This window comes from Aquimarina mytili, from assembly GCF_016735115.1.
Taxonomy (GTDB): domain Bacteria; phylum Bacteroidota; class Bacteroidia; order Flavobacteriales; family Flavobacteriaceae; genus Aquimarina; species Aquimarina mytili.
Genome location: NZ_JAERQJ010000001.1, coordinates 18,413 through 42,889, shown reverse-complemented (window position 1 = coordinate 42,889; position 24,477 = coordinate 18,413). Strand labels below are relative to the sequence as shown.

The 24,477-nt window shown below is 35.1% G+C and carries 16 protein-coding genes and 1 pseudogene; 1 reads left to right on the top strand and 16 read right to left on the bottom strand.

Annotation, left to right across the window (positions count from 1 at the left end; translation table 11 throughout):
• Window positions 1–7: 7 nt before the first annotated feature.
• The 12 genes and pseudogenes from JJQ60_RS00170 to JJQ60_RS00120 form a co-directional block, all read right to left on the bottom strand.
• On the bottom strand, window positions 8–1,075 hold the full coding sequence (locus tag JJQ60_RS00170) for a cytochrome-c peroxidase (protein ID WP_201915904.1): 1,068 nt from the start codon (window positions 1,073–1,075) through the stop codon (window positions 8–10).
• Window positions 1,076–1,082: 7 nt separating this feature from the next.
• The gene (locus JJQ60_RS00165) at window positions 1,083–1,862 is read right to left on the bottom strand and encodes an MbnP family protein (RefSeq protein WP_201915903.1); all 780 of its coding nucleotides are present in this window, start codon (window positions 1,860–1,862) and stop codon (window positions 1,083–1,085) included.
• Window positions 1,863–1,872: 10 nt separating this feature from the next.
• Window positions 1,873–3,249, bottom strand: coding sequence for a hypothetical protein (locus JJQ60_RS00160; RefSeq protein ID WP_201915901.1), 1,377 nt, complete (start codon window positions 3,247–3,249; stop codon window positions 1,873–1,875).
• A 26-nt stretch (window positions 3,250–3,275) separates the two neighbouring features.
• Window positions 3,276–4,784, bottom strand: a complete 1,509-nt coding sequence (locus JJQ60_RS22365; RefSeq protein ID WP_394369532.1) for a GEVED domain-containing protein — start codon at window positions 4,782–4,784, stop codon at window positions 3,276–3,278.
• Window positions 4,785–4,790: 6 nt separating this feature from the next.
• Window positions 4,791–5,972, bottom strand: a pseudogene (locus tag JJQ60_RS22360) (choice-of-anchor B family protein); the annotation flags it as partial.
• Between the two features lie 356 nt (window positions 5,973–6,328).
• Window positions 6,329–7,591, bottom strand: coding sequence for a choice-of-anchor B family protein (locus tag JJQ60_RS00150; protein WP_201915899.1), 1,263 nt, complete (start codon window positions 7,589–7,591; stop codon window positions 6,329–6,331).
• A 180-nt stretch (window positions 7,592–7,771) separates the two neighbouring features.
• Complete coding sequence (locus JJQ60_RS00145) at window positions 7,772–8,773, bottom strand: hypothetical protein (RefSeq protein ID WP_201915898.1); 1,002 nt, start codon at window positions 8,771–8,773, stop codon at window positions 7,772–7,774.
• A 192-nt stretch (window positions 8,774–8,965) separates the two neighbouring features.
• Window positions 8,966–9,244, bottom strand: a complete 279-nt coding sequence (locus tag JJQ60_RS00140; RefSeq protein WP_201915897.1) for a F0F1 ATP synthase subunit epsilon — start codon at window positions 9,242–9,244, stop codon at window positions 8,966–8,968.
• Window positions 9,245–9,333: 89 nt separating this feature from the next.
• Window positions 9,334–10,842: a F0F1 ATP synthase subunit beta gene (gene atpD / locus JJQ60_RS00135; protein WP_201915896.1), complete on the bottom strand. Its 1,509-nt coding sequence runs from the start codon at window positions 10,840–10,842 to the stop codon at window positions 9,334–9,336.
• 231 nt (window positions 10,843–11,073) lie between these two features.
• Window positions 11,074–11,919, bottom strand: coding sequence for a bile acid:sodium symporter family protein (locus JJQ60_RS00130; protein ID WP_201915895.1), 846 nt, complete (start codon window positions 11,917–11,919; stop codon window positions 11,074–11,076).
• Window positions 11,920–11,967: 48 nt separating this feature from the next.
• Entirely contained in the window at window positions 11,968–12,759 is a 792-nt protein-coding gene (locus JJQ60_RS00125; protein WP_201915894.1) for a class II aldolase/adducin family protein, read from the bottom strand.
• Window positions 12,760–12,764: 5 nt separating this feature from the next.
• Window positions 12,765–13,412, bottom strand: coding sequence for a TetR/AcrR family transcriptional regulator (locus JJQ60_RS00120; protein WP_201915892.1), 648 nt, complete (start codon window positions 13,410–13,412; stop codon window positions 12,765–12,767).
• Between the two features lie 120 nt (window positions 13,413–13,532).
• Here JJQ60_RS00120 and JJQ60_RS00115 point away from each other — a divergent pair, with 120 nt between their 5' ends.
• Entirely contained in the window at window positions 13,533–14,807 is a 1,275-nt protein-coding gene (locus JJQ60_RS00115; RefSeq protein WP_201915889.1) for a sterol desaturase family protein, read from the top strand.
• Window positions 14,808–14,862: 55 nt separating this feature from the next.
• Here JJQ60_RS00115 and JJQ60_RS00110 read toward each other — a convergent pair whose 3' ends face one another.
• From JJQ60_RS00110 to glmS, 4 genes are all read right to left on the bottom strand, one after another.
• On the bottom strand, window positions 14,863–16,398 hold the full coding sequence (locus JJQ60_RS00110; RefSeq protein ID WP_201915888.1) for an SGNH/GDSL hydrolase family protein: 1,536 nt from the start codon (window positions 16,396–16,398) through the stop codon (window positions 14,863–14,865).
• Between the two features lie 28 nt (window positions 16,399–16,426).
• Window positions 16,427–19,189 carry a TonB-dependent receptor gene (locus JJQ60_RS00105; RefSeq protein WP_201915887.1) on the bottom strand — a complete coding sequence of 921 codons (2,763 nt, stop codon included), beginning with the start codon at window positions 19,187–19,189 and terminating at the stop codon, window positions 16,427–16,429.
• Window positions 19,190–19,407: 218 nt separating this feature from the next.
• Complete coding sequence (locus tag JJQ60_RS00100) at window positions 19,408–22,149, bottom strand: TonB-dependent receptor (RefSeq protein WP_201915886.1); 2,742 nt, start codon at window positions 22,147–22,149, stop codon at window positions 19,408–19,410.
• A 465-nt stretch (window positions 22,150–22,614) separates the two neighbouring features.
• A complete protein-coding gene (glmS, locus tag JJQ60_RS00095; protein WP_201915885.1) occupies window positions 22,615–24,462 on the bottom strand; it encodes a glutamine--fructose-6-phosphate transaminase (isomerizing) in 1,848 nt (615 codons plus the stop codon).
• Between the last annotated feature and the right edge of the window lie 15 nt (window positions 24,463–24,477).

The following is a 24,477-nucleotide window of genomic DNA, read 5'->3' as shown; positions in this document are numbered from 1 at the left end:
TTATATATCAAAATTCAGAAAAACGCTGATCGTTAACAAAATCATCGTCTGTTAATGTTTTTAAAAAGGCTATAATTTGTTGTTTTTCAAGATCAGTCATTGGTATTCCTAAGCTACCTGTTTGATCTTTAAACATAGGGTCCAGAGTTTCAGAGTCTACCATACCATCACTGTAATGATTTAAAACGTCTTCTAATGTTCTAAATCTACCATCGTGCATATATGGAAACGTAAGTTCAATATTTCTTAGACTCGGCACTTTAAACTTTTGCATATCGGCTTCAAACCCCGTTACTCGTTTTCTTCCGATATCATTATACTGTGGATCTACAGCTAGACCATTATTACGATAGGACTGATCTGTAAAAAGGGTCCCCGAATGGCAAGAAGCACATTTTGCACTGAAAAGGTCAAAACCTGCCTTTTCTTGATCCGTAAAAACAGAGCCTTCGTTTCTTTCTATCTTATCATATTTAGAATTTGCAGAAACCATCATGATCATAAATTGAGAAAGTGCCTTAAGCATATTCTCAGAATTGATTTTTTGATCTTCAAATGCTTCAGCAAACAATTTTACATATTCTGGCTCGTCTTCTAATTTTTTGAGAATACTACTAAAGGTCTCATTCATTTCAACTTCTGCAGTAATTGGCACTATAGGTTGCAGGTCCAAATGCATCACAGCACCATCCCAGGTAAATTCTTTCATAAATGCCATATTATGTAATGGTTGTGCATTACGTGTACCTAAAGCACCATCAACCCCATGACTAACGATATGTGTATGATGAGTAAAAGCAAAATCTTGTATGTGACAAAACCCACAAGATATTACACCATCTGACGCTAGTTTACCTTCATAAAATAGTTTCTTACCCAACTCAAAACCTTTTTCGGTAGGAGGGTTGAGTGAAACATTATAACTAGGTTCTGGAAAATTTGCAGGAACCGTAAATTCTAATTTAGCATTTTGGTTCTCTTCTTCTGCAGGTGTAATAGAAACATAATCATCCTTTTCGGAGCTACATGAAGCTCCAAAAAGGATAACTATTATATAAAATGAGAGTAGTTTCAACCTTCTTTTAATTAGTAACACTTGTTACATTAAACATAGTGCTAATATTTTTTGCAATTATTGGAGCATTTACCGGGTCCACCTGCACATTGCTTGCTTTATCCAAAGAATGTGTATTGGTACTATCAAAAACCTTAGCAATATCTACATTTATTGCCACTTCTGGTGATGATGATTCTGCTATAGTTAAAGTATTAGGTAACTCTACTATTATTTCTTGATAATTATCTAATGTAGCACCATGACTACCTACGTGAATTACAAAATCTTGATCAACGTTTGCACCAAATGTATATTTGCCCTCAAATTTAAGGAATTTATATCCTGCAGACCAAGACCATAACATTCCGTTTTCTTCAGCTGTAGGAATAAAATCTGCCGTACCCGACTCAAATGGGTATTTAGCTGCTTCTACTCCAAAACCAAATTTAATCTTTGTATACTCACCAGCACTTATATCTGCTAGGCTTATTTTTTGACTTGCTACAACTTCTTCATTGATCACAAAATAGCTTCGGTCTACAGGATATACAAACTCTTCTCCATTGGCTTTAATTAAAACAATATTACTGATGATATATTTCAGCTCTGATATCGTATACTCTTCATTACTTTGATTAGTATACGAATCTGTACCTAACTCAATACCTTGATTATTGATTGTATTTTTAAAATCAAGTACAACCGTTCCAAATGTCTCTTGTGGTACGATAGGGTTATTATCATCATCTTTACATGATAATACACTTATTACTATTGCAAAAAGGATATATATTATTTTTTTCATTTTGTGTTCATTATTTATATTTAATTATTAATGCGTCTTTGGACCCTTTATTATTTGGGATATCAAAGTCACTACTTTCAGAATTGCCTACAATAACAATTTTCTTGTCGCTTGTTTCTATGCAACCTTCACCAAACTCTGCCTGAGTTCCTCCATTAGTAATTTTCCATTGCGTTTCTCCATTACTGTTGATAATGATACTCAAAGCATCACTTTGCCCTTTATTTTGTGTTATATCGACATTGCTACTTCTCGAGTTACCAGCAATAACATAATTTCCGTTTTGCATTTTAGAAATACTTCTACCGGTATCAAACTCGGTACCTCCTATGGATTTTTCCCAAATTAGATTACCATTTCCATCTATTTGGATCACCCAGAGATCTGCATTTCCTTTTGCTTTGGTAATATCGCCATCTGCACTTCTAGAATCTCCAACAATAAGAAATTTTCCGTCTCCGCTATCGGCAATTGCATACCCCACATCAATCTCTGATCCTCCGTATGATTTTTGCCATAACTTTGTTCCTTCTGCATTAATTTTTACAGCCCAAAAATCATAGCTTCCTTTACTATTCGTGACGTCAAAATCTACACTTTCTGAAGAGCCTATCATTAAAAATCCACCATCTTGTGTTTGAACAGCATCGTAGCTACGATCATTATTAGTTCCTCCAAAATATCGGCGCCATTCTTTTTCTCCTGAAGCATCAAGTTTGATTCCCCAAAACTCTCCTACACCATGTCTTTGAGTACTACTGCGATTATCGTTTCCTTCTCCACCACTAGCAGTAACATCAAGAAATCCGGTTATAAAATATCCGCCATCTTGCGTTTGAACTAGAGAAAATGCCCTATCAATTCCAGAAAATCCAAAGCTTTTTTCCCATTGTATATTTCCTTCAGCATTTATTTTTACAATCCAATAATCTTGTAGGCCAGCATTTGCTGCAACATCTTCATCCAGGCTTCGGCTATACCCAACAAGGGCATATCCTCCATCGGTGGTTTTAATAATCTTTTCTGCTCTATCATCTGCAGAACCTCCATATGTTTTGCTCCACAAAATAGTTCCTGTATTTGAGAGCTTTAACACCCAATAATCGCTATCGGTAGCACTTTTATCAGTAATATCTCCATCAATACTTTGTGTATATCCAGCAAGAACATAACCACCGTCACTAGCTTCCACTAGTGACAGTGCATTATCTTCATTTGTTCCTCCAAAAGTTTTAACCCAGTCTATCTGATCGTCGGTTCCTACAACAGGATCTGGGTCTGGTTCGCTAACTGGATTTTGTGGTTCGCTATCATCACTACTACATCCAGCAGTAGTACATAACGCTGAAGCAAATATCAAAAGCAAAACGTACTTAGAAAATTTCATTTTTTAAATCTTTGTTTGTTTTATTGTTATTTCTTAATAAAACGACTTGATAAAACTTTGTTATCGGTAACTACTCTTAGGAAATATGCTCCCGATTTTAAACTATTTACATCTATAGTATTAATAACGGTACCTTCTTTTATCAATTGCCCTAAGAAATTCCTAATTTCGTAGTTAGCAGATTTATTAATAGTTGGTGAGATATTAATAGCAGCTTCTACTGGATTAGGGTAAATAATCAATTTAACTTTATTGTCTATAGCGGCAGTACTATTAGCAGCACTATTAGTAGTGATTGAAATATCATCAATGGCAATATCTGCTTGCCACGTAGACCCAGTTACCCTATTGAATCTCAATTTTAATGCTCCACCTACGTATTGAGAGATATTAAGGTTAATCGTATTCCACGAATTTCCTTGATTACCCGTTTGGCTCCATATACTTGTCCAAGAAGCTCCGTCGTTTGATGAGGCTTCAACAGCTATACTTCCCATATTAGCGGCACCAAACATGTGGTATGCAAATGAGAAAGTTGCAGAAGCGGCAGTGCTAAGATCAAAACAAGGTGATGTTAAAATTGCCTGTTTATTCGGATATCCGGTTCCATTTCCTGAAGCTTCAACATATAGGTAATACGTTCCTTGATCTGCATTTGATGGACCGGTATTTCTTGAAGGAGTTCCATTAGAATCTATTGTCCAGTCGATATCATCAGCTAAGGATTGTGACCATGAGCCCAAGGTGTTTTCAAATCCCTGGCTATAAGGAAAAGAAGATATCCCTCCTGTACAAGCATCTCCACCAGGACCACCATCATCGGTTATATTTACAATATAATCTTCAACTTCTCCGTATTGAAAAGATTCACAAGATGTTGGAATCGCATTATATTTCATCGAAACTCTCATCCTGGTTGAACCTAATGCAGCATTTGACGGAATTGTAAAAGCACCGCTAACCGGTGTATCTCGAGTTGCGCTTTGGGACCATACTTGCTCACCAGAATCTGCAAAATCTCCATCTTGATTATAATCTATCCAGACACTGTATCCTTCACTATATATTGTACCGGTCCATGTAGGAGTAATTGTGATTGTATTAGCACTTGTTTTTGCTAGGTCTGTTGTTAGATTACTATAAAACACATATCCTCCAGAAGACGCTCCTGAATTGTTATTTATTGTACCTAATGTTACATTGCTAATGTACTCATCTGAAACGTTATTTCCGTTAGAGTCGCAATAATTTAGTTGTACCGCTATCGTAGTGAAATTAGTAGAAGTACTATATTGAGAAGTGCTACCGCCTGAACATTTACTTCTTACCTGAACTTCATATTGTGTTGTTGGCGAAAGTCCAGAAATGGTATATGAGGTACTAGAGACCGACATGCTTGTCCAAGAAGAAGTACCTACAGCTCGATATCTAATATCATAAGTTGCTCCTGCTACTGAACTCCAACTTATCGTGGCATCTGTTGACCCTATATTTGAAGCTGTAACTGATGTTGGCGTAGTAGCCTGACATACCACAGGGGTACTTTGACGTACTAAGAAAAATCCGCCCTCAATATCGCTTATCACTATATTACCACTATTAAAATATGGATAAACATTCCAAACTCCATTGAATGCAGCTCCATTATTGGAAGGGTATGTATCAAAAGAACCTATTTCTGTAATATTTTTATTGCCAATGTCGGAAATGTCAATAACTCTAATCCCGGCTCTATAGTTCGCTAGATAAAACTTATCTCCTTTTACGTATCCATTATGATCTATGGCGGCAGTTGGGCCCGTATATGTCATATGCTCTTTAGGGTTATCTAGATCTAGAAAATCAAAAATAATAGTTCGGGTATTAAACCCAACTCCTTGCTCATCTGTTTCATCGCCTAATATAAAATACCTCATATCTTCTGTAAACCACCCTTGATGCGTATATCCCACATCTGAATATTTAATTGTTGATATAGTAATAGGGTTATTTTTATCCGTAATATCTGCTATAACCACTTCAATTTCATTACTCCCTATTAGTATTTCTTTACCTGTATAATTACTGTCGGGGCCTGTATACGTTACTACCTGAGCATCATGTGTGTATGCTCTTTGCCCGCCAGATAAAAATCCTCCTGCATTAATTGGATTTTTTGGATCTTGAATATTAATAAAAAGTGGGCCTCCCCTGTACGGGCCAGAGTTTCTTTGCGCTCCCACAACATAGGCATAACCTGTATCTTCATTAATTACAATGTTGTGAGCATTTCCGAATTCTGTATACCTGGTATCTGCTGTAAATGTTTGCGGTGGGTTAGATACATTACGTAATCGTGTAAGATCAAAAACCTGCATCCCGTGACCAGAAGCTTCACTTACAATAAAAGCATGATCGCTATATACTTTTACATCTCTCCATGAACTATTACTAGTTGCAGTAGGTAATTTACCTAAGTAAAGAGGATTAGTTGGATTAGATATGTCTATAAATGCTGTACCATTATTAAGGCCAATAATTGCATATTCTTTTCCATTGGTTGGATCTGTCCATCCCCAACTATCATTTCCTGCACCAGCACTCATGGTAGAAAGAGAAATCTGAGACATTAAATCATAATCATTACAGGGAAAGGAACCAGCCAATCCATTTTGACATGGAGTTTGGCTATACGAATACACTGCTACAAATAGTAGCAATAGTGTAGTAGTTAAATTTTTCATTTGAGTTTGTGTTTTAAGAGTTAGGAAAAATTAGTTTTATGTCATATTTAATAGTTTAAAATTCAAATAATTAACTAATTTATTGATTTTATTCTAGGATATAGAGAAAAGGCAAACAAAATAAGTATATTTTTAACATATATTAACATACTTCGCCACAAGGAACTATACTAGTTGTGGTTTAAACGTATAGTCTTATTAAAAAAACACTTGAAAATTAAGATTATAGTACATGTCAATTACACTGAATTTCTGAAACAGATTGACATCATAACAAAGTAGTCAAAATAAAGATTTTGTTATTGAGCTTTTATACGCCCATTATTGGGGAGAAATTAATTATTTTTTATGGCTTATTATGGAGTGCTAGGACGAATTAACAGGAATCCTTTTTCAATATCACTGATCACAATGTTTCCACTATCAAAATAAGGATATACATTCCAGGCGCCATTAAAACTTGCACTATCACTGGTTGGGTATGTATCAAAAAAACCAATTTCATTAATATTTTTATTCTCAATATCAGAAATATCTATAACACGAATACCGGCTCTATAGTTAGCCAAATAAAATAAATTTCCTTTCACATATCCATTATGATCTATGGCGGGTGTTGGACCCGTATAATTCATATGAAATTTAGGAGTATCAAGATCAGTAAAATCAAAAATAATAGTTCGAGTATTAAACCCTATTCCTTGTTCATCGGTTTCATCACCTAATATAAAATACTTCATGTCTTCTGTAAACCAGCCCTGATGCGTATATCCTACATCTGAATATTTAATAGTAGCTATAGTAGTAGGGCTATCTTTATCTGTGATATCTGCAATGACTACTTCTATTTCATTACTTCCAATTAGTATTTCTTTACCTGTATAATCGGTATCTGGACCCTGATAGTTTATCACTTGTGCATCATGGCTATACGCTCTATCTCCAGAAGAAAGAAATCCTCCAGCAGCAATAGGGTTTTTTGGATCTTGTATATTAATAAATACAGGTCCTCCTTGATAAACACCACTTCTACTTGTCCCCACCGCATATGCAAAACCAGAATCTTCATTAATAACAATATTGTGCGCACTACCAAAATCAGTAAAATGAAAATCTACGTCAAAAGTTTGTGGCGGATTTGTTACACTTCGTAATCTGGTAAGGTCAAAAACCTGCATTCCATGATTTACAGCTTCACTAACAATAAAAGCGTGATTTTGATAGACTTTTACATCTCGCCATTGACTATTCACTGTTGCAGTAGGTAATTTTCCCAAATATATTGGAGTATCTGGAGCTGAAATATCAATAAATGCAGTTCCATTATCGAGACCGATAAGTGCATATTCTTTTCCAGTGGTCGGATCTGTCCACCCCCAGCTATCATTACCTCTATCAGCAGCCATAGCGCCCAAAGAAATTCTGGATACTAAATCAAACCCATTACAAGGATAGATTCCTCCTGCAATACCGTTTTCACAGAGATTAGATACATTGGGATCGGTTGGTTGATCTATATCCGTACCTCCTAAATCAATGTTACCATCATCATCACTACTACAACTCAAAAAAAGTAGTATTAATACAAAAGAACAGGTTGTGTTAAAATATTTTTCCATTATGTGAGGATATCTATCAAAAATACCAAACTTTTTGGGGTTTTCTTATGAAAAGGCAAATTTTATAAGATATTTCTTACTCGTTAGATGATGTTTTACCATACTTTTGGATTTTAAATTATATTTCGACAATAAAAAAAGGCCAATAAATGGCCTTAGTTAATAAATAATATCATGTATTTATTCAATATCGAGATAGGGGTTATAGATATATGTCTTGCTAAAATTACCCAGCCCATTAAAATATTCATCTACCAGATGAGCAGGATAATATGCAATACCACCTTTTAGCAAGCCCTGATTATCTCCATCATCTTTATCGTCCCAATTCCAAGGAGCATTTGCAGATCCATTCCCATAAGATTTCTGAAATGATTTTGCATTACTAAACAAACTGGTATTAAATCTCTGATCCCACATACCTCCATTTTCAAAAATATTGACCAACTTATATTTTACATTTCTATCATAAATATCTGAAGGATATTCACTTGTCGTTTTACTTGGATAATACACTACATAATCGCTTCCTCCTGGTTTTTGCTTAGCATGAGCCTTTATACCGTGTCCTTTTGCTTCTGCTGAAGTTTTAAAACGACTTAAGCCGTTATCATTTTGTAATGTTAGTGTACCGTCTATTCCTTCATTTCCACTGGTAAGTTCAGAATTTGGGGCTTTATAGGAATAAAAATCAGAATGAAATACGGTTACTACTCCTAGAGCTTTTCCGTAGGTAGTGTCATCTTTTTTAACAATAGTTAGCACTCCTTCAAGGTCATTTTCATGTTCATCTAACCGATACAAAAACCAAATATCTGTCCAGTCTCTAGGATGAAAGAATGCATAGATAATAAAGTAATGTGTTGTAGTTTCTACAACAGAATAGTAGCCTACTGCATTTCCCTTTCTAGATGAGCTAGCAATATTGTTCCAATTATTTTTTGCATTAAGATCTCCATCAAAATCATATCGAGTAATATAATCTGCTTTACCTTTTAAACCATGTGAACCTGTTCGATCCACATCTTGATAATGCACAGGTGCATGATAATATGCCAGATCCAAGTAAAAGTTTTGAATATTAAAATTCTTAGTTTGCGATTGCTCTGTAAATAAATCTTCTGTTTTTTCGCAACTTAAAAAAGTGGTCAATAATACCACAAATAGAATACGTTTTTTCATTTTAAGAGTATGATTAGGTTAGTTGATTAACTAAAGTTAATCATTTTCTCTTGGAAAAGATTAGTCGTAGCTTATGTCTATTTTATGATATTATTTACTTAGTGTTATGTGTGTTAATTCAATCTAAATCGATAATAAAAAAAGCATCCTCTAAATTAGAGGATGCTTTTACTATTTTATAAAAATAATTTCTTAGTCAGCTAAGACAATTACTTTATTATCTTTCATTTCGATAGTTCCCGAATTTATAGGAAGTAATGTTGCACCGTTTTCACCTTTAGTAAATTTATCTGCTACTTCTTCTTCTAAATTCATATCACCATACACCTTTACATTGCCTTTAGTAAGCAGAGAAATTATAGGTGCGTGATTGTCTAACATCTGAAATTCTCCATCAACACCTGGTACAGCAACCGAATTGACTTCGCCACTAAATAATACTGCTTCTGGAGTTACTATTTCTAAATACATATCTTTTTAGTATTAAGTAGTTAGTAGTTAGTAGTTAGAAATTACGAAGAGATACTTCTCATTACTGAATACTAACTTCTCACCTCTAATTATGCTTCAGCTAACATTTTCTCACCAGCTTCGATAGCCTCTTCGATAGATCCTTTAAGGTTAAATGCAGCCTCAGGAAGGTGATCTAACTCACCATCCATAATCATATTAAATCCTTTGATTGTCTCTTTAATATCTACTAAACATCCTGGGATTCCTGTAAATTGTTCTGCAACGTGGAATGGCTGAGATAAGAAACGTTGAACACGACGTGCACGTCCTACTGCTAATTTATCATCTTCAGACAATTCTTCCATACCAAGGATAGCGATAATATCTTGTAATTCTTTATAACGCTGTAATAACTCTTTTACTCGTTGTGCACAGTTATAGTGCTCATCACCAAGAATATCTGCCGTAAGAATTCTTGACGTAGAATCTAACGGATCCACAGCTGGATATATACCAAGTTCAGCAATTTTACGAGACAATACTGTAGTTGCATCTAAGTGGGCAAACGTAGTTGCCGGTGCTGGATCTGTAAGGTCATCTGCAGGTACATATACTGCTTGTACTGATGTAATCGATCCTTTCTTTGTAGAAGTAATACGCTCCTGCATCACACCCATCTCTGTTGCTAGAGTAGGTTGGTAACCTACCGCTGACGGCATACGTCCTAGAAGTGCTGACACCTCTGAACCTGCTTGTGTAAAACGGAATATATTATCTACGAAGAAAAGCACGTCTTTTCCTTGACCATCTCCTGCTCCATCACGGAAATATTCTGCAATAGTAAGACCAGAAAGTGCTACACGCGCACGTGCTCCAGGAGGTTCGTTCATCTGTCCAAATACGAAAGTAGCCTTCGACTCTTTCATTACTTCTTTATCTACTTTAGAAAGATCCCATCCGCCTTCTTCCATAGAGTGCATAAAGTCATCACCATATTTGATAATTCCTGATTCAAGCATCTCACGAAGTAAGTCATTACCTTCACGAGTTCTTTCTCCTACTCCTGCGAATACAGAAAGACCACCGTGACCTTTTGCAATATTATTAATCAACTCCTGAATCAATACTGTTTTACCTACTCCAGCTCCACCAAATAATCCAATTTTACCTCCTTTTGCATAAGGCTCAATAAGATCAATTACTTTGATTCCTGTAAATAAAACTTCCGTAGAAGTTGATAAATCTTCAAATTTTGGTGCCTGACGGTGAATTGGAAGGCCATCTTTTCCTGCTTTTGGAAGATCTCCAAGACCATCAATTGCATCTCCAATTACATTAAATAGACGTCCATATACATCACCACCGATTGGCATTTGGATTGGAGCCCCTGTTCCTGCAACTTCCATTCCTCTACTCAATCCATCACTTGAATCCATAGCGATGGTACGTACAGTATCTTCACCAATGTGAGACTGAACCTCTAACACTAGTTTACTACCGTCTGTTTTATTAATTTCTAATGAATCGTAAATTTTTGGTAATTCAGTCCCAGCTGCGAATTCAACATCGATAACCGGACCTACAATTTGAGATACTTTACCTGTAACTTTAGACATTATCTAACTATTTAATGTTTAGTATTTAACTATGATAAAAAGATCTTATATTTAACTATATGAAATACGACCTTTTTTCAGGCTGCAAATATAGTCTTTTAAAATGAAAAAAATAACTCCTTTTGTTTTGTTTTTTTGAAGTGAAGAAATATACCTTTTTTTACCCTCTTTTTTCAAGCAAAATACTGTAAAACAATACGACAGAAGTTTCCTAAATATTTGTTTTACAAACTACTTTCTTCCAAAAAGTATAATTGCAAAACCTGCAACATACATTACCAAGGTATAAATAGCTCCTGCAATACCAAAAGCTGTGTTCTGCAACGTTACAACGGCTATAGTAATCGCCAATGCAGAGTTTTGCACACCAGATTCTACAGCAATACTTATTGCCTGTGGTTTTTTTAGTTTAAGCAAATATGCCGTGGTATACCCTAATATCATACTGGTAAAATTTAGTAATATTGTTGGCAATCCTGCCTGTTTAAAATAAGGTATAATATTGTGACTTTCTTTTACAAACAATGCCGTGGTTATAAAAACCAGTAAAGCAACAGAAGCTATTCTAACTGGTTTGCCCATTCTTAGGGCAAATTGTGTTGCCTTTGCTCTTATCAACATACCGATAAAAACAGGTATAATAACTATAACAAGCAATTGTCCTATCATCTGCGGAACATTAAGTACTACTTTTTCTGATTCTCCTAAAAACTCTAAAAGCGCAAATTGAACAATGAAAGGTATTGTAACAATGGTAATTACACTTGATACGGCTGTCAGGGTTACTGATAATGCTGTATCCCCTTTTGCTAAGTGTGCGATAACATTAGATGTAGCACCACCCGGACAAGCAGCCAAAATCATAATACCGATAGAAATCTCTGGTCTTAAATCTAATATGCTCACAAGTATATATCCTATAACAGGTAAAAAAATCAATTGATTTAACAACCCTAGCACAACTGCTTTTGGGTTTTGCGCTATCCTTTTAAAATCATTCTTTGTCAAGGATAACCCCATCCCAAACATAATGATCATTAAAGAAATCGCAATAATTATAGTACCAGTTTCATTCATTTGTTGTTTGTATTTGTATTAAAATTGTACTCTAGATTTTCTTTTGGATTATACTCTTATAAAATCTAAAGATACACTTATATCCTGCCACATGGGTTGAAACTGAAAATATCCTGCTAAAGGAAAACCAAGTTCTGCTCGTGTTTTCATTGCTGTTTGATGATCTATTTCCACTAATTTCTCTCCAGTTTGCATCGCCTGCAATTGTGCCTGACAACTACGTTCCATGGTAATAAACCACCAGGCGGCTTCATCTATGGTATGTCCTACTGTTATCAAACCATGATTTTGAAGTATAGCTGCCTTATTATCATCAAGTGCTTTTGCTATTCTTTTCCCTTCTTCTAACTCATTTACTATCCCAGAGTAATCATTAAACAAAGCATGATCTTTATAAAAGGCACAGGCATCTTGTGTAATAGGGGCAAGCTCTTTTCCTAAAGCAGAAAATGTTTTACCATATACAGAATGTGCATGAGCAGCAGCAACTACATCTGGTCTTGCAGCATGAATTTGAGAGTGAATAGCAAAAGCCGCTCTATTCAGTGGCAAATTTCCTTCTACAACATCTCCATTATGATTAACTAATAATAGGTCTGATGGTTTTATTAAATTAAAGGAAAGTCCGAAGGGATTTACCCAAAAGTGATCTTTATGTTCTGGATCCCGAACAGTAATATGTCCAGCAACTCCTTCAGAAAAACCAAATTTGCCAAATATTCTGAAAGCTCCCGTAAGCTTCTTTTTTAGATAGTCTCTTTCTTGCTTTACATCCTTAAACTTTGGTGGAAATGGAGTATTTTCAGGAAACATTTCTATAGGTGGGTTAGGTACTGCCATGATTATTATTTTTTAGAATTCGTATTTGTATTTTCTTTACTAAAGTGTATAATCTCTTGATATTCATCAAATCCTTTTGTAGTGAGGTAAGGAGATAAAATCCCCCACAATGCATCTATCGGAGAGTTATTTAGTAAAGCACTCTTCTTTTTGTCAATTAACATTGTACTTGTAGTCCAAAATGTGCTTACCATCCAAAGATTATGAATAACAACATCATAATCTATTCGATCATTTTCTGCAAGTAATCTATCTGTTGCAATAAAATGGTCAACTAATTTTCTAGCCTCAGAAAATCGTTTTTTTGTAGCCACTTTATATACATCTAAAATTGAAGGGTACTCTACAATAAGGTAAGATATGTCAAGGAAAAAAAAGCTATATCGTTGTTGTACGTTATAAAACCTGCTAAACATTTCTTCAAAATGATCTAGGGTAATATATCGCCCTTTAGGCATGATATCAACAGAGCTACTTAGTATTTCATCTTGAATAGCAGATAATAAGTGCTCTTTCTTCTTGAAATGATATGTCAAATTACCTGGGCTTATTTTCATAGCATCAGCAATATCTTTTATACTTACATTGAAGAAACCTTTCTTGTTAAAAAGAAGAACAGCATGTCTAATAATTTCTGATTTTGTATTCGACATAACAAGTATTTAGTATAAATAAACTAATTAATAATTATAATTAGTACGAATATACTAATTATAATGAAATTTCAAAATTATGAATGATTAATTTTTGTATTTTTACTCAAAAGGAAAATAATGGAAACGTATGCAACTGCATTGAGCTATGCGATTCCTGGATTTATACTTCTTATCCTTATAGAGTACCTCGTGAGTAGATGGAAAGGAATACCTGTGAACGAGGCTATGGATACAATCTCAAGTTTAAGTTCTGGAATAACTGATACACTAAGAAGTCTAACGGGTCTGGCCATAATTATTATTAGCTATGATTGGATGGTTGATAAAATGGCTTTAATTGAAATCAAATCATCTGTATTGGTGTATTTTTTAACCTTCATCGGTTTAGATTTTGTTGGATATTGGTCACATCGATTTAATCACACTATAAACCTTTTCTGGAATAGACATATTATACATCATAGTAGTGAAGAGTTTAATCTGGCTTGTGCTCTTCGGCAGAGTATTTCTGCTATCGTCTCTATCTATTTCTTTCTATACATTCCGTTGGCACTATTAGGCATTCCGGCAAACGTTATTGCCTTAGTAGCTCCTATTCATTTATTTGCTCAATTCTGGTATCATACACGATTAGTAAATAAAATGGGATTTTTAGAATACATTATTGTAACCCCGTCACACCATAGAGTTCATCATGCTATTAATGATGAGTATTTGGACAAAAACTATTCGCAAATATTCATTTTTTGGGATCGGCTTTTTGGAACTTTTCAAGAAGAATTACCTGATAAACCTCCAGTATATGGGGTGAAAAAACCAGTTAACACATGGAATCCATTTTTAATCAATTTTATGCATGCCTGGGGAATTCTAAAAGATGCCTGGAGAACAAAAAATTGGTGGGATAAGATAAGAATATGGTACATGCCGACAGGATGGCGACCAGATGATGTAAAAGAAAAATACCCTATTCAAATTATTACGGATCCATATACCAGAGAAAAATACAAGACCGAAAGCTCTCTATTCTTAAAAATATGGTCCTGGATGCAATTAATCATTACTCTGGCTTTGATGTATTATATGCTAATTAGCTTTGGTGACTTTGAGTTTTTTGACATTATAAACTATGCCATATTTTTGGCTATTTCGATATTTTCTTACACCTCTTTAATGGATCGCCATATTATTTCGGTATACACCGAAGTACTTAAACTTGGATTTGGATTATACCTAATAATTCAACAAGGTCATTGGTTTAATATTGATGTGCTATTTAATGGAGCGACCTATATGATCATTGCATATTTGTTTATTTCACTTGTTCTAACCATTTATTTTCAATGTATCGAAAGAAAGTATATCTATAGATCAAATCATGAGATTGCATAAAAAAACCCATTTGAAAGATTTTCAAATGGGTTTTTTTACAATATTTCATTTTTCTCTATCGAAGCGCGGCTGAATAAAAAGTAGGATAATCTGCTGCTTTCACCATGGGTAAAGTAGATCCATACGTTGCATTAATCGCTTGCGCAGCTTCATTTGCTAAATATGAGTAACCGCGAGCTGTAGGATGCACTCCATCTAATGAAAATAACCCTCCAAACACCAAATTACCCTGTATTAAGAATTCATCAAATTGAATCCCATCTTCAGACACTTGGTCTAAAAGTTCATTAGCATCTACAAAAGCTAAGCCTTCTTGTTGCACAGCAGCATCTATAACCGCATTAAATGCTGTAGTAGCCGCAGCTATTTCTTCTTGCTCCTCTGGGGTTAAAACCCATTTATCTGCTAAAGGTATAGCAACTCCATTTGTAGTCAATGGGTTTCCAGGTACAACCTGGGTTCCAATAAAACTACTTGCAGGAAGTACTAAAAGGTCATCGGCAGTAGCTTGTCTAATTGGCACCAAATCCATATTTATACCTGTTAAATCCGTTAAGTTTTCATCCAGAATAACTACAGCATTTCCTTCTCCTTCTGCAAAGGTTATAGTTCTTTTTGCTATTTCGAGATCTGCTTCTTCCTGCGTTATCATACCATTACCAACCAAAAAGGCAAAAGCTCCTACAATACCTGCGTTATAAGGAGCATATGCTGCATTTACCCCAGCAGCAGTTGCTGCATCTAACGGGATAGGGTTATGAGGAACTGTTGTAAAATGTGCTATTGACGTTACATCAGGAATATTAAAAACAACCCCTTTTGCTCCACCAGAAGTCAATGTATTTACTAATGTGTTGTATGCATTAGTAAACATTGCAATATCTGTTATTGGGTCTGCCATACTTGGATCAGATTCTCCACCTGATAAAGCATATCCTAAGACATCATTATTACCAATCCATAACGAGAAAAATGTTGGGTTCTGTGCCATTGCATCTTCTAACACAGTTGATGTTGCGCTAGAAGCAATTCTAGCATAATAGGGATTAGCCGTTCCTACGGGTACTCCAGCTACATCTCCATATCCAGGAGCTACCAGATGAAAACTTTTGGCTCCAGGTATTCCCATATTATTAAATGTACCAGAAAGCGGACTTGATATTTCAGTTGTAGGTAATTCTGGCTGCTCATCACCCGGTTCGGTTCCTAATAATCTTGGCCCCGATAAGTTTGGCTCTGCCGGATCCGGATCTGAAAAGAAATAAAATCTTGGCGATAAAATTGGCATTCCTCCTAACAAAGCACCTCCTATATTATCATTCATTAAAGGTTGACTAAACTCTCCACCACCAGCCTTAGCAAACTGCTGAGCTAATATATTGGGATAAGAATTTTCTTGCCCGGCAATAAACAATGCGCCATCTGTAAAACCTGCGGTTAAAGAGTTTCCTAAAGCGACAAAATTTGAAAAATCTGCATTTCCTGAAGTAACCGCTACTTCGCCTGCTGTTGCTGGAGCGTCATCATCTGATTCGCAACCTATAAACCCAAAAATTACTAGGATTAATAGCCATTTATATTGAGTATTCATATCTTAATTTCTTTGTTATAAATTTTGATTATAAATTATTAATTGATAAACCTATGTAATATTGAGATCCTATGAATCCAGTACCAAATGCGGTAAAATATTCATCCCCTCCAATATTTGTCGCCCCAGCTTTTAGGGTAGTTTTCAATTTTGGAATTTTATAATTTATCTGTGCATCGATTACAGAAAAAGAAGGAACATCTCCGTTTCCAAACGAAGCTTCCCATATGTAGCTATCACTCCATCTAAAACTTGTATTAAATCCAAAGTTTTTAAACAAATCTGTATGTCCAAAAGTAGCTTTTACTTTATGTTCAGGTGTATTAAAACTAGCTATAAAATCTGGATCATCTTCTTGGTCAAAATCTTGTTTTGCGTACGTATAATTTACTCCTATATCAAAATCCATAGGGAGTTTTGTATTTACCCCTACTGTAGCTCCAAAAGATCTTATGTCTACATTAGAATTTGTATAGGCCTGGTATACTCTAAAATCATCATTTTGTAGTGCCAATAGCGATAAACTTTGATCCCCTACTTGTCCATAGTACGGAATAATAACGTTTTGCTGAGAAATGAAATCGGTATATTGATTGACATACCCGCTTACATCAATAATAAATTTATTTACCTTACCGCGATACCCAAGCTCAAAAGCAAGTATTTTTTCTGGTTCAACAGGGCTCGCTGTAGAGGCCTGAGGAGCTCCATTTTCTACTGAAGTTACCGAAAAAGAATTTTCGTAAGCAGACCTACCAACAATGGTCACCGAATTAGAACCTAGTATACTTCGTCCTTCTCCACTAACATCATCAAAGGTTCTAACATCTCTGTCTAAATTATCTTCTGCAGAACCTACCAGTACCGCTCTACCTACATCTAATCCGATATAGAGATCCTGCGTTGTAGGATTTCTAAACCCTGTTTGTACTGAAGCTCTAATATTATGGTTTCTATCTTGACCCAACGTATATCCCAATGATAATCTCGGGGAGAAGTTACCGTCAAACAGCTCTGACTTATCGTAACGCACCGAAGCTGTTACTTTAGCTCTTTCGTCTGCAAATTTCTTTTGAATTTGTGTATATACACCAAATTCTGAATAGCGAATAGGACCGTCAAAATCTGTGAAAATGGTACCCGAAGAGTTTAGTTTATATTCTCTAAATGATCCTCCTACTTGTATATCTGCAAAATCGCTAGTAATATGACTGAAGTTATAGTTAACATCCCCGTGTCTCAATTGAGTTGCATCCTGAAACTTTGACCCCGTAGCTAAATCCGGATCTGATGTTACAGTTTGGAAAGCTTGCAAAAACTCAGGAGTTCCAGGTAAAATACGACCAGTATCTGCCACCTGTCTTGCAAGGGCATGTGCCTGTTCTGGTAATTGACCTGCCAAAGTTGCTTGAGCGAAAGTCCCTGCATATTCTCCAAACCAAGTTTGATCATCTTTCCATAATCTATTAATATTTATTCCTGTAAATCTGATATCATAAGAATCTCCAGCATCTTCATCTGTTATGTATCCTCTAACAAAAAAATTGTCATTCTTAAATTCTAACTTATGTTGTTGTATAAAAAAGTTACGTATAGAATATCTGTTTGCTCCTTGATAAATGGTTGTTCCTCTACCTATTTTTCCGTGATAAATCACTTCAAAATCATCTGCAAAAGGTCTATAATGCATTGCCGCATCAAATTTTACACTTTCTGCTCTATTTTGATTTAAGTCGGTTTCTAAATATCCTGTTCTACTAACATTAGCGTCTGGTAATAAATTCTCGGCGCCTGCAGGAAGTATCCCTCTATCAACAAGTACTTCACCAACTCCTCTAATATTAGTACTTACTTCATCACCATAAACATTTAATCCATCATAATTAGGATCTAATCTGTTTGTTCCAGGATTTAGGACATTAACTTCGCTATTAGCGAACCAATCTGTACCTCTTAAGTAAGAGAAATTAGCTTTAGCTGCAAACTTATCAGAAAATGCATGTGCAAGTCTAACTCCATAATCATAAAAGTTATTGTCTCCTGCAGCTTCTTGTGAAGTAATCCCTCCTTTTGCATAAGCACTAATACCTTGATGATCAAAAGGGCTTTTACTGGTCATAAATAAAATCCCATTAAAAGCATTTGCTCCATAAAGTGCGGATGATGCACCTGGCAATAATTCTACACTATTTACATCTAACTCTGTCATCCCAATAAGATTACCGAGAACAAAATTTAATGCTGGCGCTGTATTATCCATACCATCAACCAATTGAACAAAACGTGTATTTGCAAATGTGGCAAAACCTCTAGTGTTTACTGATTTGAATGTTAAACTATTAGTGTTGATATCAACACCTTTCAAGTTTTCCAAACCATCATAAAAATCGACTGAAGGTGTCGTCTTAATTTCTTTAATCCCAAAACGCTCCACACTTACAGGAGATTCGAAAATACGTTCTGGCGTTCTTGATGCAGAAACGATCACTTCATCAAGCTCATTACCTTCCTTTAATACGACATTTAAATCCTGTATATCAGAAGAAATAACGACCGAGGTAGCTTCAAAACCAATACTACTAACTGTAATCGTAAATGGTGGTACCTGGTCTACAGTTAAAGAAAAAAGACCGTCAAAATCTGTGACAGTACCTACTCCAGCACCTTGTAGTGCTATGTTTGCCCCGGGGATCGGTTGATTACTGTCGTCTACCACCGTTCCCTTAATTGTTGTTTGCGCAGTAGCAATAACACTTACTATCAGCATTACCACTAATGTAATTTTTCTCATGCCCCAAAAATTTTATAGTTACGACAACAATATACGTTTTTTTATGAATTTTTTAATAAATCTGTTAAACCTTTGTTTTTTTATAGCAAATAAAACGCTTAATCAACAGTATTGACAATAGACTGATGTGTTATTTTTTTTCAGTTAAGAAAACAAAAAAACCTGTCTGATTTTACAGACAGGTTTAAAAACATGTGTTAAAAGATTAACGTAGTTTCTTATAGATTGTTTAAAGTCAATCCTATATAATATTGTGAACCTATGAATCCTGAACCAATTGCAGTAAAGTATTCTTCTCCTAATAGGTTATTTGCTCCAACTTTTAATTTAGCCTTTAGAGAAGGAATTCTGTAGTTGATCTGAGCATTGATTACAGTATAAGAAGGGATTTCTCCGCTACCAAAATCAGCATCCCAGAAATAGTCATCACTCCAGATACCATCAACATTAAAACCAAAGTTTTGGAATAAATCTACTTTACCAATAGATGCTTTTGCTTTGTGTTTTGGTGTGTTAAAAGCACTTCTAAAGTTCGGATCGTCACTTTGATCAAAATCCTGTTCTGCAAATGTATAGTTTACACCTAAATCAAAACCGTTTACTTGAGTCGTAACTCCAGCGATAAAACCATAAGAATTGATATCAACATCAGAGTTTGTCGAAGCAGTAAATATTTTTCTAGTTTGAATATCTGAAATTGCAAGTAACGCAGCTTGTTGTTCTGCAGGCGTACCATTAACTCTACCAACTCCAGGAACAACAACATTCTCGTTAGCAATAAAATCTTCATACTGGTTATAATATACACTACCATCTAAGATTACTGACCCAAACTGTGCTCTATATCCTACCTCATAAGCCGTAATTCTTTCAGGTTTTACAATATCGATATTAGCAGCAGTTGGATTACCTGCCTGTACTGAACTTAGAGAATATGAGTTTTCATATGCATCTCTACCTGTTATTATATTTCCTGAAGGATCGGCAATAACGTATCTATCTAAGTTATCAGGAGCAGAACCTAATAAGGCATTTGCACCAATATCTAAACCTATATATAAATCCTGTGTAGTTGGGTTTCTAAATCCTGTTTGATATGAAGCACGAAGGTTACGTGTTTTATTAGGACCAAAAGTATAACTTACAGATATCCTTGGTGAAAAATTACCATCAAACAATTGAGATTTATCATAACGTACAGATCCTGTAAGTTTTAATCGTTCTTCATTTAATAATTTCTTTTGAATCTGTGTATACACACCATATTCTGAATACTTAATTGGTCCATCAGCATCTGTAAATACCGTACCAAATGAGTTTAGCTTGTATTCTCTAAAAGATCCTCCAACCTGGATGTCAGCAAAATCTCCGGTTACATGACTAAAATTATAGTTTGCATCTGCATGTCTAAAATTAGATTCATCCTGAAACCTAGATCCTTCCGTTAAATCTGGATTTGATGTTACTTGATCAAAGGCTTGCTGAAACTCAGGAGTTCCTGGGATTAAACGTCCTGTATCTGCAACTCCTCTAGCCGCTAGATGTGCTTGTTCTTCTGATCCAGTTGCAGCTAATGCCTGAAGATATGCTCCTGCATATTCACCAAACCATTGGTTATCACTCTTCCAAACTCTGTTAAGGTTAATACCAGTAAATCGGATATCATAAGAATCCCCTGCATCTGCATCTGTAATATATCCTCTTACAAAGAAATTATCATTTTTTATCTCTAATTTATGCTGTTGTAAAAAGAAATTACGTAACGAAGTTCTGTTTGCATCCTGCGTAACTGTAGTACCTCTACCAAATTTACCGTTGTATATAATCTCAAAATCATTTGCAAACGGACGATAGTGTAGTGATGCGTCAAATTTTAAACTCTCGGCCTTATTATCACTAAGATCTGCTTCGGTATATCCCGTTCTACTTACAAGTGTGTTTGGTAAAAAACTTGCTGAAGTTGGGTCTAAAGCCCCAATAGCCACTAATTGCTGTCCTACTCTATCTAGGGTTTGAGCAACAACATCTCCATATACATTTAATCCATCGTATCCAGGATCTAATCTTGTAGCACCTGGGTTGTTTAAGTCTTGCAAGTCTGCAGCTAACCAATCTGTACCATTTAAAAACGTGAAATTCACTTTACCAGCAAACTTATCTGAAAAAGCATGTGCCATTCTAATTCCAACATCATAAAACTCATTATCACCAGCTGCTTCTTGAGAAGTAATACCTCCTTTTGCATAGGCACTGATACCTTGATGATCAAAAGGGTTTTTACTATTCATAAAAAGTATACCGTTAAATGCATTCGCACCATATAATGCCGAAGATGCACCAGGCAATAATTCTATATTATTAACATCAAGCTCACTCATACCTACTAAGTTTCCTAAAACGAAATTTAATATAGGAGCTGTATTTTCCATACCATCAACCAGCTGTACAAAACGTGTATTTGCAAATGTTGCAAAACCTCTGGTGTTAACAGATTTAAGCACTAAACTGTTTGTATTAATATCTACACCTTTTATGTTTTCTAAACCTCCATAAAAATCTGCTGCTGTAGTATTCTTGATTTGCTTAATACCAAAACGTTCAATACTTACAGGAGACTCAAATAATCTTTCTGGCGCTCTTGACGCTGAGATTACTAGCTCATCTAAAAATGTAATATCTTCTAAAACTATTAAAGCTTCTTGAGTATCAGATGTAACCACAACTGTTGTAGGGTCAAAACCAATACTTGATGCTTCTAATGTAAATGGAAAATCTTTATCTGTTGATAAAGAAAAATTACCGTCAAAATCGGTAATAGTTGAAGTTTCGGTACCTTTCACTGTAACACTAACGCCAGGTATTGGTTCATCGAAACCATCTATAACCCTACCGTTTATTACATTTTGTGAAACACCGATAGCGCCAACAAAAAGCATTAAAACTAGTGTAATTGTTTTCATAAGTAGATTATTTTAATTTAAGTTAGTATTTCCTTATGCAAGCATAATAAAAATTTAACATTTGGGATGCAAAATTAAACCTTTTTCATTAAAAACAAAGAAAAAGCGCATTTTATCGTAAAAAATTGTTTTTCAACGACTAATAATCTTGCAAAATTTCATAAAGAAACCTCCAAACTTGCTGTGTTAATTGAATAGAAAAAACTGATTTACAAATGTTTACATATAAAACTAAGCAAAAAAAATTAGATTTAACAAATTAATTGACATTACGTATAAATATCGTGTGAAAACCGTAGCACCTAAAGAAACCCCAATATGAAATGTGTTTTAGCCACTGGATTATCTGTCTTTTTTTAGTAAACACAATATCTATGAACCAAAAAATATCAGTTTCTCAATAAAAAAAGACCACCCATAATAAGGCGGTCTTTTTAGATTTGCTATACTAAATTCCTAGATCAGTTATTCTACAGTTACTGATTTAGCTAAATTTCTTGGTTGATCCACATTTTTATCTAGCATTACTGCAATGTGGTATGATAACAATTGTAATGGTATTGTAGTAAGCAGCGGTGTTAGAAACTCTTCAGTTTCCGGAATTTCAATCACATGATCTGCAAGCTCTTTTACAGTAACATCTCCTTCAGTTACTATTCCAATAATCTTTCCTTTTCTGGATTTGATTTCTTGAATATTGCTTACCACTTTTTCATAATGTCCTTTTTTAGTAGCTATTACAACCACTGGCATATGCTCATCAATTAGTGCAATTGGACCATGCTTCATCTCTGCAGCCGGATATCCTTCTGCATGGATATATGATATTTCTTTTAGTTTTAAAGCCCCTTCTAAGGCAACAGGGAAATTATAACCTCTACCTAGATATAAGAAGTTTTTTGCATTTTTATAGGTGTCTGCTATAAACTTAATATGCTCATTAGACTCTAATGCCTGCTTAACCTTTTCAGGAATTCTTTCTAATTCTTGTAAATAATAATGAAAATCACTGTTAGAAATTGTTCCTTTACGCTCAGCTAGCTTTAATGCTATCAATGACAATACTGTAATCTGAGTAGTGAATGCTTTAGTCGATGCAACTCCAATCTCTGGCCCTGCATGGGTATAAGCTCCAGCATGTGTTTCTCTTGAAATAGACGATCCTACTACATTACAAACTCCAAATACAAAAGCTCCACGTTCTTTAGCAAGCTTAATGGCTGCCATAGTATCTGCAGTTTCTCCACTTTGTGATATCGCGATTACAACATCATCTTGGTGTATTACAGGGTTTCTGTATCTAAATTCTGAAGCATACTCAACCTCAACAGGTATGCGAACTAATTCTTCAAATATATATTCTGCTACTAGCCCAGCATGCCACGATGTACCACATGCTATAATTAAGATACGCTTTGCATTAAGAAGCTTTGCAAGATTATCATCAATTCCTGCCATTTTTATGATCCCTTCTGCAACCCTCATTCTTCCTCTATACGTGTCACTTATTGCATTAGGCTGTTCATAAATTTCTTTTAGCATAAAGTGATCGTAGCCTCCTTTTTCTATTTGCTCAAGGTTGATTTGCAACTCTTGTAAATAAGGTTCTACAGAACTATCATCTTGAATTTTTCGAACCTTAACTTCTTTACCTCTTCTAACAATTGCCATTTCACCATCTTCAAGATAGATCGCATTATTGGTATATTCTATAAAAGGGGAAGCATCTGAGGCTATAAAAAACTCATCGTCGCCAACTCCAATAGCCAAAGGGCTACCTAACCTTGCGACTACTATCTCATCTGGCTTTTGTTTGTCAAAGACAGCGATTGCATATGCACCTATAGTTTGATTTAAAGCTATCTGTACCGCTTTTCCAAGCTTAACGTTCTCTTTGGTTTTTACATCTTCTATTAGATTTACTAATACTTCTGTATCGGTTTCTGATGTAAAATTATACCCTCGTTTTAATAATTCTTTACGAAGGGATTCATAATTTTCTATAATTCCATTATGAATGATAACCAAGTTTCCAGAATTAGAATAATGCGGATGCGAATTCACATCATTTGGCACACCATGAGTTGCCCATCTTGTATGCCCTATCCCGATTGTTCCTTCGGTGCTTATTTCTTTTGTTAATCTTTCTTCAAGATCCGCTACTTTACCTTTAGTTTTTGACAGTTTTATGTCATTTCCATCATAAAGAGCGATCCCTGCCGAGTCATATCCCCTATACTCTAGTCTTTTTAATCCTTTTAATACAATTGGATAAGCTTCTCTGTGACCTATGTACCCTACTATCCCGCACATAATTTTAAGTTTTAA